We start from the raw sequence: 15,142 nt of genomic DNA, 5'->3' as shown, positions 1-15,142 counted from the left end.
TCAAATTGAGAAAGTTTTTGCTCTATTTTTTCTTGGTTGTGCAAAGACAAATATGGAATTTATAAAACAGTGTAAGTGTAACATGATTGTGATTGGAATAGAATAATGTACAGCATATTATGTTCATATAAAAATTTGTGAGTATTATTAACGTTTGAAATGCCTTTAAATCTGAGAAAAAATATGGCTATAAATGTGCCTATTGCATATGGAAGAGTAAAGAAAGTTAAAAAAGAGACATTGTATAGTCAATGGTTTATCTATTCTATTGTATTTTGTGTATATGCTATTCTTATAGGAAAATTAAAAAAAGATGGGGATAAAATTACATTTTTTTCCTTTAGCTTCTTCAATTTTCTCATAGGAGAAATGTCTTGTATCCAAGATATGGATAGTCTTTAAAAAATATGGATGTAAACCAAAGAGTGTTGATGAATTTTTTAACAAAATAAGCCTATAGATATCTCAAAACAGCTGGCTGAGGTGATGTTAAATGGTAGAATTAAAGGCACATGCGGCTCTTTTAACCTATCGGATGATTGGCTTTTGCTTATATCCTGTTATCCCTTTTTATTTGTTTTTTCGTGCTATCCGTGGAAAAGAAGAATGGTGTCGCAAAAAAGAGCGTTTAGGTAAAAGCTCCCTTCTACGTCCTCAAGGTTCATTAGTTTGGTTGCATGCAGCAAGTGTGGGAGAAACACTTGCGCTTGTTCCACTTATTAATCATATTTTATCATTAAAAATAAATGTTTTATTGACAACGGGGACGGTGACATCTTCCTCTCTTGTGAGAAAACATTTTGGGAATCGGTTGATTCATCAATATGCGCCTTTGGACCTAGGTTTTGTCGTGCGGCGATTTATTCATCATTGGAAGCCTGATCTCGTTTTGGTTTGTGAATCGGAAATTTGGCCTCTGCGTATTAAAGAGCTTGCCAAAATGCGTATTCCGCAGATTCTGGTTAATGCCCATATGTCTGAACGTTCTTTTAAAGCGTGGCAAAAACGGCGCGTTCTTGCCAAACATATTTTTGAGGATATTGATTTGGCGATTAGTCAGAACGAAAGAGATGTCGTTTATTACCATACACTTGGTGTAAAATCTGTTACGTTTTCTGGTAATCTCAAGGCTGATGTTTTTTTGGTTGAAGATCAAGCATTGCTTGCACGTTATTGTAATGCTATCGGCAACCGTCCAGTTTGGGCCGCTATTTCAACGCATGAAGGGGAAGAAGAGATAGCTTTTGAGGTTCATAAGATTGTTAAAAATTATTTACCAGATTTATTGACAATTATTGTACCTCGTCATCCTGAACGTGTAGAAGATCTTATCAAAAAATGTGACAATCAGAGTTTACGTTTTATGCGGAGAAGCAGAAATGCTATTCCAGATATGAATACAGACATTTTATGGGGAGATACGATTGGAGAAATGGGACTTTTTCTTCGTTTATCGAAAGTTTCTTTCGTTGGTAAATCGTTATGTGGAAAGGGTGGTCATAATCCATTGGAATTGGCTTTGCTGAATTCCGCTATTTTAACGGGACCTCATGTTTCAAATTTTCAAGAGATGTTCGAACAATTTTTAATACGTGATGCAGCATACGTGGTTCAAGATACAAAACAGCTTGCGATCCAAGTGTATAAACTTTTAACAAATGAAACATTGCGACAAGAAATGGTTGATAAGGCTCATGAGGTCGCAATGGGTATGGCAGGTGCACTTGAGCGCACATTAAAGATTTTAGATCCATTTTTACAACCCCTTGTCATACAAACAGGTTTACGTCAGCGTCAGGGTGGATATGCATATTAGTGCTCCCCATTTTTGGTGGAAAAATAAAAGCTTTTTGCGTTTTTTATTAGCTCCAGTTTCATGGGGATATGGTTATTTTGCACATCGTTTTATGGCAAGACAGCCTCCTGTGATTGATCTTCCGGTTTTATGTATTGGAAATTTTACATGCGGTGGTACGGGTAAAACGCCAGTTGTTATTGCTTTTGCCAAAGTGGCTAAAGAGCTTGGTTTTGTTCCTGGTGTTGTATCACGTGGTTATGGTGGAGATGTTAAAGGAGTGCATCTTGTAAATGAGAAATATGATACTGCACGCGATGTTGGAGATGAGGCCCTTTTATTGGCACGGCATGCTTTTGTTGCTGTATCGGCTAATCGTTATGCAGCAGCACAACGGTTGAAAAAAGAGGGATGTAATCTTATTTTAATGGATGACGGTTTTCAAAGCCGCCGCCTTTATATGGATTATGCGTTACTTGTTGTGGATGCGATGCGTGGTTTTGGGAATGGAGCTGTTTTTCCAGCAGGACCTTTACGTGTTCCATTAAAAACGCAATTTTCTTTTATGGATAGTGTTTTATTGATTGGTCACTCAGATGCACGTGATAATGTTGCTTTTCTTGTTGGGGGTACTGGAAAGCCTTTACATCGTGCCCATCTTAAGGCAAGTGCTTCTGATGAGGTTTCGGGAAAATCGTTTTTAGCATTTGCAGGGATTGGCAATCCAGATAAATTTTTTCGGTCCATTAAAGAATTGTCTGGTCATGTGGTGCAAACTTATATCTATCCAGATCACTATTTTTTCACCGATAAAAATTTAACAGATCTTATACAAAAAGCTCAAATGCACAATTTATGGCTAGCGACAACGGCTAAAGATTATATCCGTATACAGACAATTCATACGCAAAAAGATTTGAAAAATCTTATTGTTTTTGATGTAGAAGTCGATTTTCTTCAAAAAGATTTCTGTCATATGCTCCTTGAAGAGGTCATAACCCGCTTTAGAAAACGTTCCTGTGAATTTTCTTGTCAGAGAGGGAAAAGGTTAAATTTGTAGCTTTCGAGAGTCTATTTTTCTTTTGTTTTTAACAATTGCTTGAGATATGGATTGCATTCAAGTTCACGGTGATAGGAAATTTCACAACTAGCATATGCTTCTTGGCGGTGATGATTCCAATATTTTAAATCATCTATAGGGATTTTTTGTCCGCTAACGGCACAAATAGTATAGGTTCCATATTCCACAATGTCATATCCATTATTAGAATAACGAACTTTTGCTTCGCGTTCACCATTGGAAAACATTTTAGTTCCTTTTTATTTGACAGTATTATTTAAAAAAGTGCCATAAGATATATTATAAAGTCGAGAGTTAATTTAAAAATATTTTTCTTATCAAAAGAGTTAAACGTTTATTTTCTGCCAAAAAGCCGTTCTATATCTGCTAATTTAAGTTCAATATAAGTAGGGCGTCCATGATTACACGTACTTGTATTGGGCGTTGCCTCCATTTGTCGTAACAGAGTGTTCATTTCTTCGGGGCGTAAAAGGCGCCCTGACCGTATTGAGCCGTGACAAGCCATTGTTGCTGCAACATAATCAAGCATTTCTTTTAAATTGTTTGTTGTATCATGCTCAGCGGCTTCATCGGCGAGATCTTTAATAAGGGCTTGCACGTTGATCTCTCCTAACATAGAAGGCGTCTCACGTACAAGAATTGCACCAGGTCCAAATGGTTCTATTCCTAATCCAAATTTTTGCAAAGCATCTTTGTGCATTAAGAGGCATGTTGCATCCTCTTCAGAGAGTTCTACAATTTCAGGAATCAGTAATAATTGTGAAGGAAGTGGTTTAGCATAAAGAGCATTTTTGAGTGATTCATAAACCAATCGTTCGTGCGCAGCATGCTGATCGACAATGATCAAACTATCTTGAGTTTGAGCAATAATATAGTTTTTATGGATTTGTGCTCTGGCCGCACCTAGAGGATACGATAACTCTTCTGACGAAGGTATAGTGCTTGGAATGTAGGTAGCACCACTTGGTGTATTTAAGCCCTCCATAATAGGTGTGGCATTTTCTTTTAAACCAAAAGAACCGTTACTATCCAATGGTTTGTGCACCATTGAAGCGGTGGCAAAATGATGAGACTGCGGGCTGTAAGAAGAAGATTGGTGGGCATTTTTAAAATTGTCCAATGATTGTTGTGTCAATGGTTTTTGTGTTTGAAAAGCTGTGAGCATTGCTTCAGAACGAGTTGAAGTAGGACGAATACCAGATTGCTGCAATGCTTCACGAATTGCTCCAACGATTAAACCACGAATTAATCCTGGATCACGGAAGCGCACATCAGCTTTGGCTGGATGAACATTAACATCGACCTCAGCAGGAGGAAGATCAATAAAAAGAATAGCGACAGGATAACGGTCCCGTGTCATGACATCAGCATAAGCGCCTCGAATTGCACCCCATAGAAATTTATCACGCACCGGACGTCCATTAACATAAGCAAATTGATGAAGGCTGTTATTTCGGTTGAAAGATGGCAAACAAGCAAACCCCGTTAAGCGCACGGATTCGCGTTCAGCATTCAGTGCAATGCTGTTAGGGGCAAATTCTTTTCCCATAATTTGGGTAATACGTTGTAATTGTCCTTGAGTATTATTTTCTGTCGCAGACAGTTCCATAGATGTTCTGTCTAGTCCTGAAAGAGAAAAGCGGATATGTGGAAATGCGATAGCAATTCGCTTAATCATATCACTAATAGCATTTGTTTCAGCTCGATCAGTTTTCATAAATTTTAACCGTGCTGGCGTGACAAAGAAAAGGTCTCGAACTTCAACAATTGTTCCCAAATTTGCAGCGGCTGGTTTGGGTCCTACAATTTTTCCTGCAGTAACGGAAATTTCAGCAGCACTCTCAGCTTCTTTTGTCCGTGAAATGAGTTTAAGTTTAGCAACAGAACCAATAGAAGGGAGGGCTTCTCCTCTAAACCCGAGGAAGCAGATATTGTGTACGTCATCGGTAATCTTTGAGGTACAATGGCGGGAAACGGCTAAAGTTAACTGATCTGCTGGAATCCCACAACCATTATCACTTACCTTTATAAAATTTTTTCCACCATTTGCTGTCATAATTTCAATGCGTGTTGCACCAGCATCAATAGCATTTTCAACAAGTTCTTTGACAACATTTGCCGGCCGTTCAATAACTTCACCAGCGGCGATTTGGTTAATAATATTTTCGCTAAGATGGCGTATAATCATATAAATTCTAACAGGACTCTTAAGGGGTTTATAGAAAATTATGATAACATCATTTGTGTAACATTCAAGAATGAGAAGGTATGAGAGGTATTTTTTCTAAACGCTTCTTATTTTTTCAAGAGCATATTATACTAAATGTTTTTCATTGTTCGAAATATCAACAAATTACTTGGAAAAAATAGAAAAAATAATTTTTATCATCTTAAAATAACTTGCACCAATTTATCATCTAGGTCAAAAAAGAAATAGTGTAAAAAGGGAAGGCAACATATATGGCGCGTCTAAGCGGTATTTTAGCAGATAGTGATATACAAGCTTTGATTGATAATAACTTTCTGAAAGCTCTGTATCCGTTTAATAGATCTCAAATACAACCAGCAAGCCTTGATCTTCGTTTAGGGGAGAAAGCTTACCGTATACGTGCTTCCTTTATGCCGGGTCTTGAGGCAAAAGTTTTGGATAAGCTTGAGCGGTTAAAGTTGCATGAGTTTGATTTACGAGATGGCGCTGTTTTGGAAACGGGGTGTGTTTATATTGTTCCACTTTTGGAAAATTTGGCCTTACCAGAATTTTTATCGGCTATTGCCAATCCCAAAAGCTCTACGGGACGATTAGATATTTTTACACGGGTCATTACGGATAATGCTCAAGAGTTTGATAAAATTTGTGCTGGTTATCATGGTCCGCTTTATCTGGAAATTAGCCCACGAACATTTCCGATTTTGGTGCGTACTGGCTCGCATTTATCACAGCTTCGATTTAGAAAAGGGCAAAGTTATTTAAATGAAACTGAGCTGCAAGCTTTGCAAAGGCAAGAAACGCTGATATCGGATGATCATCCTAATATTAGCACTGGTGGTATTGGGCTTTCCATTAATTTAAAAGGAGATAAAAATGAGCTTATAGGTTATCGTGGTAAACATCATACAAGTATTATTGATATTGATAAACGTGCTTCTGCCCACATTTTAGATTTTTGGGAACCTCTTTTTGATCGTGGTCAAAGGGAGCTGGTTCTTGATCCTGATGAGTTTTATATTTTAGTTTCACGAGAGTTTGTTCATGTGCCTCCGCTTTATGCTGCAGAAATGACTCCTTTTGATCCTTTAGTAGGTGAGTTTAGGGTGCATTATGCAGGCTTTTTTGATCCAGGATTTGGGCATATGGAAGCGGGTGGTAAAGGGGCAAGAGCGGTTTTAGAAGTGCGGAGCCATGAAGTTCCTTTTATCTTAGAGCATGGCCAAATTATTGGCCGTTTGGTCTATGAGCATATGTTTAATCGACCAACAACCCTTTATGGGCATGATGTCGGGTCACATTATCAAGCACAGGGTTTAAAATTATCCAAGCATTTTAAATGAGCTAAAAACTACGAGTTTTGATGAAATATATGCAGAAAATATCTTTTAAGTAGGAAAATTTTGTTTCTCACAAAACGGACTCCCTGCATTCTATTGTCAGTTTTAAAAGTTTTGACTGTCCTTGCATTTTAGAGGATATGAGAGAGATTTTTACTTCTTTTTTAAGCGTTTTTATCCATATGAGCTTTGTTTATCATGAGCAAAAGAATAGTTCCAATTGTTTCATCGTAAAAAGATCTAAAGAGTTTTACTGTATTCAATTCTTATTTCAATAAGTCATTGCATATGCATTATGATAATAAATCAACAAGTTAATAAAACTCGATATAACAATAACGTATTTGATTTTCAAAACAAATATGCAAAACTTAGATGCTGCTATAAATTTCATTGTTCTAGAACTTAAATACCTAGTATATTTTATTCTCTATAAAATTCATCATTCAGAGCCAATAAATACTTTTTTCATCTTTTGGGGGGATTATAGTTTATCCTACATGATAAGAGACTCTCTATTCTTATAAGAAATAGTGTAAATAAACTTTTAAGGGAGAGATAACTTTGAATTACAATGAACAAGCTGGCGGCGCAATAGCTTTCAAAGAGGCATCTGTTTACAGTAAAGTTTAGCACTTCAATTGTAGATGAACGATGTATAAAAGTATGAATAATAGGTTATTGATCCTCCTCCATACTGTGAGGTTTTAAATTTGGAAAAGAAAAAAAAGACGTTGTTTTTATCAATGAGTTTTTTAGAAAGTTGCAATTCCTGTTCCCTCTATCTATTCAATCGAGCGTTTGGGGAGGGTATCAAATAGGAGGTACAGAGGGGGCTCTTATGCATTTTAGGATATCTTCTCTTTCATTTAGAAACAATGGTGCCATCAATGATTATTTCTTCAACATTTGATTATCGTAAGGCAGCAAAGCGTCGTCTTCCTCCCTTTCTTTTTCACTATATTGATGGTGGGGCTTATGCTGAAGAAACATTGCGACGTAATTGTAGCGATCTTCAAGCACTTGCACTGCGTCAAAGGATTTTAAGGCAAGTTGGTGGTGTTGATCTTTCAATAAAGCTTTTTGATCAGACACTTGATTTACCAATTGTTCTTGCCCCTGTTGGGCTAACAGGCATGTATGCACGCCGTGGTGAGGTACAAGCTGCGCGTGCAGCTGTTACAAAAGGGATTCCTTTTACTCTATCTTCTGTTTCAGTTTGTCCTATTGCAGAAGTGCAAGAAGCGGTTGGTGATGCATTTTGGTTTCAACTTTATGTTCTCAAAGATCGCGGTTTCATGCGTGATGCATTAGAGCGCGCTTGGTTAGCAGGTATACGCACGTTGATTTTTACAGTTGATATGCCGGTTCCAGGGGCACGTTACCGTGATGCGCATTCAGGGATGTCTGGTCCTTATGCTGGGGTACGCCGTTTTTTACAAGCTTTTATGCATCCACATTGGGCTTGGAACGTTGGTGTTATGGGGCGCCCGCATGATCTTGGAAATGTTTCTACCTATCTCAAAAAGAAAATTGCACTGGATGATTATGTTGGTTGGCTTGGTGCAAATTTTGATCCATCAATTGGTTGGTATGATTTACAATGGATTCGCGATTTTTGGAAAGGAAAAATGATTCTGAAAGGTATTCTTGATCCAGAAGATGCGCGAGAAGCAGTACAATTTGGTGCTGATGGCATTGTTGTTTCCAATCATGGCGGACGTCAGCTTGATGGTGTCTTATCAACGGCGCGGGCGTTGCCTGCAATTGCGGATGCTGTAAAGAGTGATCTAGTTATTTTAGTGGATTCTGGTGTGCGTTCTGGTCTTGATGTTGTACGCATGATCGCACAAGGTGCAGATGCTGTCATGATTGGTCGTGCTTTTGTTTATGCGCTCGCAGCAGCAGGTGAGAAAGGTGTTACTCACCTGCTTGATCTTTTTGCCAATGAAATGCGGGTAGCTATGACATTGACAGGTGCTCAGACAGTCAAAGAGATTACACACAAAAGTTTAGTAAATACAGATGTTTTTAAGCAATGAAAGTTATTTTATACTGCTTTTAGAAAAAGAATTTTTTTATAGAAGAGCATCATTGTATATTTTACAGATATGTTGACAGTTAACGTTGAAGAAAAAGATTAAAAATCTCTTCTATAAAATGGCAATAAATACCCAATAACTATAATAATAGTAAAAAAAATCTTACTAACAATCAAAGCAGAAAAAGTACAAATAACACTTCATAAACCTGTTATTCACTTTGTTAAAACGCGTTCTAAGGATAAAAAGGAACAAGCGCTGTGAGCAAAGGCATAACAGCTGTTGACATAGAAAAATAGATATAAATAATGCTGTGAGCATTTTTCCTCTCCTATTTATAAAAAATATAATATTAATCATGTTTTTAATATTCAATTAATACATATAATAGTATATAACTAATTTTATTTAAAAAATCAATATGTATTATTAATATATATAAATTATAATAAAAGATTGAGATATATTCTATAATATCTATAGTATTTATGCTAATTTTAATGAATAATATATTATATGGGTATGGTATTGTTTTTTATAGAATATATTTTTAAATAATAAAAATACAGTATAGTATATTAAAAAAAAACGCTTTCATTAGAAAGCAAGAGAATGCGATTTAATGTGCTTATCAGTCTCTTTTTTTGCATCCTCAATGATTTATGATGATTTTTAACTGGGCGAGCATATTAAGATGCAGTTTCATGTTTTTTGTATCTTATATCATTGCTAATACAGTTTTTTTATATCTCCTAGACTTATTTTATAACTTGCCAAAACAATCCCATTGGTTTCCATTATAGATTGGCTCATCCGGTATTTATAGTGATACGAATTTACAGACGATATTTTGTTCCATGAGTAATCTTGCTATTTCTTCTCTAAGCCTCCTGCTCTTCACAAATAACGATAGATCTGTGAGATTTGCAAAATTCTAATATAGATGCATCATCTAAAGATCGGATTGTTGGTACACTGACAACTGTTGGGATAATTTCATATTTTTTAAGTGCTTCAGGCACATCAAGATAAATCTAGACGATTTTTCCAGTGGCAAATAGGAGAATATCTTTTCCCTTTTTGATAACAGAAGCTTTGCTGATATCGATGTTTGCAGTACTCTTATGAATATTTATAACAGGGTGCTTTCCTAGGGAGATATAAACGTGCATAGGATTGTTTAATGTTGAGAGAATTGTGGATTTTGTTTCTTTATTATCTGCAGAAGCAATAATACTGTATGTTAGGAATGATGCGAAACGAAGCAAAATCGGAAATAGCATGATGGTATCTTCAGGATCCATAGCTAATACCCGCACTAATATCAATTAATCGAACAGGATTTTCACAATAAGCAGATATCTACCTTTATTTGTTAAGGGCACGTGTTATCAAAAAACAAGCCTGCAAAACAACAAAGAACTTTTTTCACATGAAGTAAGACCAGCAGCAATACCTATCAAATTTTATTCAGTACTTCCAACTTCTACAATACATGTCGGATAAAGTTTTGCGAATTGAGCAATCTTTCCAGATATTCATGAAACCGCCATTTGTCTCTCGAGAACAAACTATTTTAAAACAACAAAGTAATACTTTTAAATAAATTGCACATACAGCTTTTGAAAGCAAAAAAGCACAGTAAAAAAAATGAAGGCAAAAATGGGTGCTGGTTTTCTCCACTGAAATTGCATGTTATTTCACACATAGAGAGCTTATCTATGGAAAAATTAACAGCCAATATTATTCGCAATATTCTTGCACCACTTTAGCATAAATAGCAGATACAACGCGAAAGTATTTACTTTACCTTCAAAAAGATTACAGTAAAAAGCTGAAAAAACTTCATTAATAAATCCCCTAAAAAGCTAATATCTCTGTATAATTTTATGGATTTATTTTCTTAAATATGAATAGATCTCTAAAAATAATTTTTGCTAAAGACATATCATCAGATCTTTGAGAAGCAATAAAAGGGCAATCTACAAAATCCTTTCTTCTCTTGTTTGGTTAGGATAACAGGAACACCCCTAGAATATCTCAATACATTTAATCATTTTGCGAAAATATAACCAGTTAAATCCTTTGATTTTAAGCCAAGCTCCCCATTGTCACTCCAATGAAATTAAATCGCTCCAAGTAAATCAAAAAGACCATCAAAGTGCTTTAACCCTTTAAGGGTTTCTGTTTTTGATTTAAATGGATTCGCCTCTTTCAAATTTTTTCATTGATAAATGTTTCAGAGGAATGGCATTTTTATTACTTGATTTTTCTTGTATGTTTCCAGCCACATACACGCTCACCTTGTTCGTTATGTTTGAGAATCTCTCTTGCCAACTCTGGACTAATGACACTGATGTCTTGTCTATTCAAATATATTGGGAGCCACCCAATACAAGAAGTTCGTTCATTCGTCGCGCACCCAGTTAGAAAGCTTATTGCGCACATCAGCATCACTTTTCTTGTTAATTTCATTTTCTACCTCAAGCCGTGTTTTCGCTGTATTAAAAGCTTCCTTTGTTTGTTTTTGCTTCTCAACCCTTTTTCCAAGGAAAAAGGCTTTCACTAAAGCTATAAAAAAAGCTGCTATGATTGCTGACGTCGTCGTCAGATATTTTTTTATCCATAAGATCATAGGCGGTGTTCCTGAAAACGTTTAGCAATATATACCATAGCTGTACAAGCAGCTAAAACCATAATGCCTGCTAAAGCCCACTGGACAGGACCATTTCCTGCAAAAAGTCCTCCAAGCCCTGAAAAAGAGCCTATAATTGGTGCAAGAGCTTCTATTTTGCAAATCCCCGTTACGCCTTCTGATTCTACGACATGATAATTAGGCGCAACACGAGCTCCCTTTGCCCATAATCCTGCTTCGGCTGCTCGACGATTGACAAGACCTTGGATACGCTTTCCGCCTACTCTTGTCCATTTTTGCAATTCAGTTGGTACCGCTTCATATTCACCGTTATTGAGCTTTTTTAAAAGCGTAGATTTGCAAAAAGCTGTTATTCCTACATTATAGGAAAACGACACCAAAGCTGCGAATTGTTCATCGTTTAAAGGAACGGTAACAGCTTTTTCAACAACGGCTTCACATTCTCTCAAGTCTTGGCAAAGAATTTCTTCAGCTTCTTTTTCGGTAATTTGCATGTCTTTATTGACACTTGGGGCGCCAGCTGCACTTGTATGCCCATAACCAATTGTCCATATTCCACCAGAATCCTCATAGGACTTTAAACGTAAACCCTCCCATTGCTTAATCAGTGCAAGCCCTTCCGTTGATATTTTTCGCATTATTCTTAATCCTATAAAAAAACTACACAAAGCAGGACATAAATTCAAAACTTACATCTACTCAATTTTAAAGAATGAAACAGTGAAAGGGTTTAATTGAGATAAAACTACCTTAATGAACTTTATTAAACCCCATATCATTTTTATTAGAGAAAAAATCATGTTAACTACTATTCATTTTGTAGTAATTAACTTCCTCTTGAACCTAAATACAACAATTCTTAATAAACCAATTTATAAATTTATAATCAGATATTTCACCGATAAATACAATTGATATAGAATGATTTAGATAAAATTTATCTGAAATACTCCAATACTTTTAGAGAAGAAAATATCTTTTCAATAAAAAAGTAAGAAATATAATAATTAACGAAACAATAGGTACTGATTCTTAAATAATTTCAGAATCCATAACCTGCACTATATAAACTTTTATAAAAACAAAAAGAGATATTACGATTAAACATTTCCATCCACCAACTATCTTAGAATCAACATATCGAATACATAACGTATTATACATATTTAATCAAAAAAGCTATAGTTAATTTAATTGTTCTTTATTTTTCCTCTAATTGCTTAATTTCATTAAAAACATACCTTCATGAAGGATTTGAAATAAACTGTTACATAAATTTTTTTATAAATAAAATATATTTACATGAAAACATAATGGATATTTTATCTCTCTCTTATAATCTGTTTCCAACTGAAACAGTATATCAGAGAAGCATATTTAATCTATAGATCAATGATATTTAATAATTTTTTAAAGAATATTGTACTGTAAGAAACTTGAGCGGCAGTCTTGGTTATGTTGTTTATTCATATGAATAATGCCTTGTTTTCTTCATATGAAGCGTTTTGGCAATGGCATTATCTTGTCTAGTGTTTATTGGCTACGTTTCCAGTAGCATCTTAAATAAATCAGTTCAGCTTGTGAAATCTTTTTAGGGGTAATAACACAAGGAATATAAAAGATTTTGATAAAAGCTGCTTGAAGTTAGGAAGGGAAATTTCTCTTTTCAGAATCTTCACCCATTTATGGAGTATAAAAATGAGATGCTTTGTGATAATGGTGGTAGATATATTTCATGAATGTGCACCGCTTTTTAGTGTATCCACAACAATGATTCATACTTGGAGGCTTCAAAGCGCTACTTCTAGAGTCATATAAGTGAGGTAGAGTCATGAAATGGAGAAAAAAGAGATGCTAGCTTTTACTCAAAAAATACGGAGAAAATAACAACAAACTAAGTAATTATATAAGCCACAAGAGGCAGACTAAAAGGTGGTCTAAAAATAGAAAATAAAGAAAAAACCTATATATTTAAATATTCTAAACACACAAATCGGTGCCGCATGCCGGATTCGAACCAGCGACCCCATCATTACGAATGATGTGCTCTACCAACTGAGCTAATGCGGCATAGGTTTGTAAGTCAATGAAACAAAACTAATTTGAGGGTAATAGCTAAAAGTATGTATAAAAGCAAGTATGCATTTTTTTCAAAAATTTATAAGATGTGATAATATTGAAGGCGAGAACTGCACAAAAGTCATGGAGGCAGTATTCTTGTGATTGTAATGCTATAAAATGCTTACCGATTTATGATAGTGTTCAAATTAAGAAGCTGGAAACCTCTCTCTTTAAGATAGAAAATGGTGTTAAGAGATCTTAGCAAAGATAAAAATATTTTCTGATTCTAAGACATGGAAGAAATTTGTTGAATAAGTGCTCAGAAAACTAAAATTTATCATAAATCTTATATAATTTGAAAATGAGGCGAGTAAAATTAGTTGAAGTTTCTTTTCAACTTTATAGGAAGAAAAAGAGGGCGGGTTATTAAACTTAATCACGGTTTTTACTTAAGAGGAAGTCGGATCATGTCGGATGAAAATCGGTTGGTAGAACTAGAAACGAAGCTCGCTTGCAAAGAAAAAATCATTTAGGAGCTTTCTCGTGTGGTCACTGATCAATGGAAAAGTTTGGAGAAAATATCTAAAAAGTTGATGTTTTAGAGATGCTTGGCAGATTCAGAAGAAAAGCCTTAATGAAGCTGTTATTTTGCCATTTTCTTAATAAAGCAACAGGCTAATTTATAATATTTATCATTATTCAACTTGAATTAAAATCTTTAATACCGCAAGATTCTCTCATTTCAAATCTCTCTCATGTTTAATTAAGTCAAAACCATGATCTTTTGCACGTTACAAGTAAGATGCATGTGAGGATAAAAACTATACAAGAAAGAACTAAAATACCTTTTATAAATCATCTCAAGTACCAAGGGCTGTTGCGACATTTTAGGGTTGGTTGGCAAAGTATGTGATGGTGTCTGCTTGTTCTTTTACAAGCATAAAGATGGAGGTGCTGAATGGATTGAACATTATATCATTCATGGTTGATGTCGCGAATTGAGCTTGGGCATATTGAGAGATATTTTTTTAAATAAGCGCATAAATGTGCAACCCAATGGCATTCTATTTTACGAGAGGGGCGTGATCCTGTGAAGATATTTGTTCAACAATTAATAATAGCCTCTTTATTTTTTTAGAGGTGATAGGATGAATATTTCAATAGGAGGAAACTGTGAAAAGTTCTTTATCACGATTACGTTATTGACAGATTAGTTTTTATTGAATGCATTTTTTAGCATGTAGACAGCTTTTATAAGCTCCCTTATTCATTTTAAGAAGTTTCAATTTTTTCTGTACAGAGTTTTCTCATAGGTGGAGGTAAACTTACTCGCTAATTTCTTTGAGTTGATGCAAACTAAATGATATTATCGTTATCGATTAACAATCGTGATTGAACATGTATATATTATAATAAAGCGTTTTAACCTGTTCTTATGATCAAATGACTTTTGGTTGTGTTGATAGGATTAGGGACTTTAGGCTACATCGGTTGTGTATAGTACAGTGAGTTCTATAAACCTTTTTCAAGTTTAAATGTATTCTTTATTATATGTATATGATATTTTTTGAAAAGGCTTTTGTTTTTTGTAGGTTAAGATACAAAATATTATTGCTAAAGCAGCAAAGATAATCCATGCTGGTAGATACGTGAGAGTAATGCAAATGGAGGACAGAAAATCAGGCATTATCTTGCATAGAGATTGATTAAGGTTATAGATATTTGTTTGCAGAAGATTTACGAGAATTTTATTAAGGGGGGTTATTGTCCAATGTGATGTGATGACGGAGTGTGCATTATCAATGACCAACGTTACAATTGTTAGTGTAACAAAAATGAAAGCCATTAATTTGAATAAAGAACGAAGCATATTTTTTCTTCCTATATTTTCAATGGAACATTCGCATAATGCACAGAAAGACAAGGAGTTGCATTATGACAAAAAAATAGATTTATGTTCT

Annotated in this window: 10 protein-coding genes, 1 tRNA gene and 1 pseudogene; 5 read left to right on the top strand and 7 right to left on the bottom strand. The window is 35.0% G+C overall.

Annotated features, from left to right (window positions below; translation table 11 throughout):
- Positions 1–493 precede the first annotated feature (493 nt).
- Both waaA and lpxK read left to right on the top strand, forming a co-directional pair.
- A complete protein-coding gene (gene waaA / locus NNJ85_RS02625) occupies positions 494–1,816 on the top strand; it encodes a lipid IV(A) 3-deoxy-D-manno-octulosonic acid transferase (RefSeq protein ID WP_254473321.1) in 1,323 nt (440 codons plus the stop codon).
- Positions 1,806–2,855 carry a tetraacyldisaccharide 4'-kinase gene (gene lpxK / locus NNJ85_RS02620; RefSeq protein ID WP_254473319.1) on the top strand — a complete coding sequence of 350 codons (1,050 nt, stop codon included), beginning with the start codon at positions 1,806–1,808 and terminating at the stop codon, positions 2,853–2,855. The genes waaA and lpxK overlap by 11 nt, the downstream gene beginning before the upstream one ends.
- A gap of 11 nt (positions 2,856–2,866) precedes the next feature.
- Here lpxK and NNJ85_RS02615 read toward each other — a convergent pair whose 3' ends face one another.
- Positions 2,867–3,103 carry a DUF2093 domain-containing protein gene (locus NNJ85_RS02615; RefSeq protein ID WP_254473317.1) on the bottom strand — a complete coding sequence of 79 codons (237 nt, stop codon included), beginning with the start codon at positions 3,101–3,103 and terminating at the stop codon, positions 2,867–2,869.
- A gap of 107 nt (positions 3,104–3,210) precedes the next feature.
- Positions 3,211–5,064 (bottom strand): DNA mismatch repair endonuclease MutL, encoded by a 1,854-nt coding sequence (gene mutL / locus NNJ85_RS02610; RefSeq protein ID WP_254473315.1) that lies wholly within the window; start codon positions 5,062–5,064, stop codon positions 3,211–3,213.
- A 272-nt stretch (positions 5,065–5,336) separates the two neighbouring features.
- Between mutL and NNJ85_RS02605 the strand changes: the two genes are divergently transcribed.
- Both NNJ85_RS02605 and lldD read left to right on the top strand, forming a co-directional pair.
- Positions 5,337–6,425, top strand: a complete 1,089-nt coding sequence (locus tag NNJ85_RS02605) for a 2'-deoxycytidine 5'-triphosphate deaminase (RefSeq protein ID WP_254473313.1) — start codon at positions 5,337–5,339, stop codon at positions 6,423–6,425.
- 887 nt (positions 6,426–7,312) lie between these two features.
- Positions 7,313–8,464 (top strand): FMN-dependent L-lactate dehydrogenase LldD, encoded by a 1,152-nt coding sequence (gene lldD, locus NNJ85_RS02600; protein ID WP_254473311.1) that lies wholly within the window; start codon positions 7,313–7,315, stop codon positions 8,462–8,464.
- An 881-nt stretch (positions 8,465–9,345) separates the two neighbouring features.
- Here lldD and NNJ85_RS02595 read toward each other — a convergent pair.
- Entirely contained in the window at positions 9,346–9,486 is a 141-nt protein-coding gene (locus tag NNJ85_RS02595) for a transketolase C-terminal domain-containing protein (protein WP_254473309.1), read from the bottom strand.
- Between the two features lie 12 nt (positions 9,487–9,498).
- Complete coding sequence (locus tag NNJ85_RS02590) at positions 9,499–9,768, bottom strand: hypothetical protein (RefSeq protein WP_254473307.1); 270 nt, start codon at positions 9,766–9,768, stop codon at positions 9,499–9,501.
- 245 nt (positions 9,769–10,013) lie between these two features.
- Between NNJ85_RS02590 and NNJ85_RS02585 the strand changes: the two are divergent.
- Positions 10,014–10,233, top strand: a pseudogene (locus NNJ85_RS02585) (integrase); the annotation flags it as partial.
- 638 nt (positions 10,234–10,871) lie between these two features.
- Here the strand turns inward: NNJ85_RS02585 and NNJ85_RS02575 are convergent.
- The 3 genes from NNJ85_RS02575 to NNJ85_RS02565 all read right to left on the bottom strand — a co-directional run bounded on the left by NNJ85_RS02575 (position 10,872) and on the right by NNJ85_RS02565 (position 13,190).
- Positions 10,872–11,099: a hypothetical protein gene (locus NNJ85_RS02575; protein ID WP_254473303.1), complete on the bottom strand. Its 228-nt coding sequence runs from the start codon at positions 11,097–11,099 to the stop codon at positions 10,872–10,874.
- Positions 11,096–11,758: a lysozyme gene (locus tag NNJ85_RS02570; protein ID WP_254473301.1), complete on the bottom strand. Its 663-nt coding sequence runs from the start codon at positions 11,756–11,758 to the stop codon at positions 11,096–11,098. Before NNJ85_RS02570 ends, NNJ85_RS02575 begins: the two co-directional genes overlap by 4 nt.
- Before the next feature lie 1,359 nt (positions 11,759–13,117).
- Positions 13,118–13,190 (bottom strand) — tRNA-Thr (locus NNJ85_RS02565).
- Positions 13,191–15,142: the final 1,952 nt, after the last annotated feature.

The organism is Bartonella sp. B1098 (assembly GCF_944896145.1).
In the GTDB taxonomy this organism is placed as follows: Bacteria; Pseudomonadota; Alphaproteobacteria; order Rhizobiales; family Rhizobiaceae; genus Bartonella.
This window is presented reverse-complemented; position numbering and strand designations above follow the sequence as displayed.

Coding starts and splice junctions, on each gene's coding strand:
- NNJ85_RS02605 (WP_254473313.1), top strand. CDS start 5,337: ATGGCGCGTCTAAGCGGTATTTTAGCAGATAGTGATATACAAGCTTTG.
- NNJ85_RS02575 (WP_254473303.1), bottom strand. CDS start 11,099: ATGATCTTATGGATAAAAAAATATCTGACGACGACGTCAGCAATCATA.
- lpxK (WP_254473319.1), top strand. CDS start 1,806: ATGCATATTAGTGCTCCCCATTTTTGGTGGAAAAATAAAAGCTTTTTG.
- mutL (WP_254473315.1), bottom strand. CDS start 5,064: ATGATTATACGCCATCTTAGCGAAAATATTATTAACCAAATCGCCGCT.
- lldD (WP_254473311.1), top strand. CDS start 7,313: ATGATTATTTCTTCAACATTTGATTATCGTAAGGCAGCAAAGCGTCGT.
- NNJ85_RS02570 (WP_254473301.1), bottom strand. CDS start 11,758: ATGCGAAAAATATCAACGGAAGGGCTTGCACTGATTAAGCAATGGGAG.
- NNJ85_RS02615 (WP_254473317.1), bottom strand. CDS start 3,103: ATGTTTTCCAATGGTGAACGCGAAGCAAAAGTTCGTTATTCTAATAAT.
- waaA (WP_254473321.1), top strand. CDS start 494: ATGGTAGAATTAAAGGCACATGCGGCTCTTTTAACCTATCGGATGATT.
- NNJ85_RS02590 (WP_254473307.1), bottom strand. CDS start 9,768: ATGGATCCTGAAGATACCATCATGCTATTTCCGATTTTGCTTCGTTTC.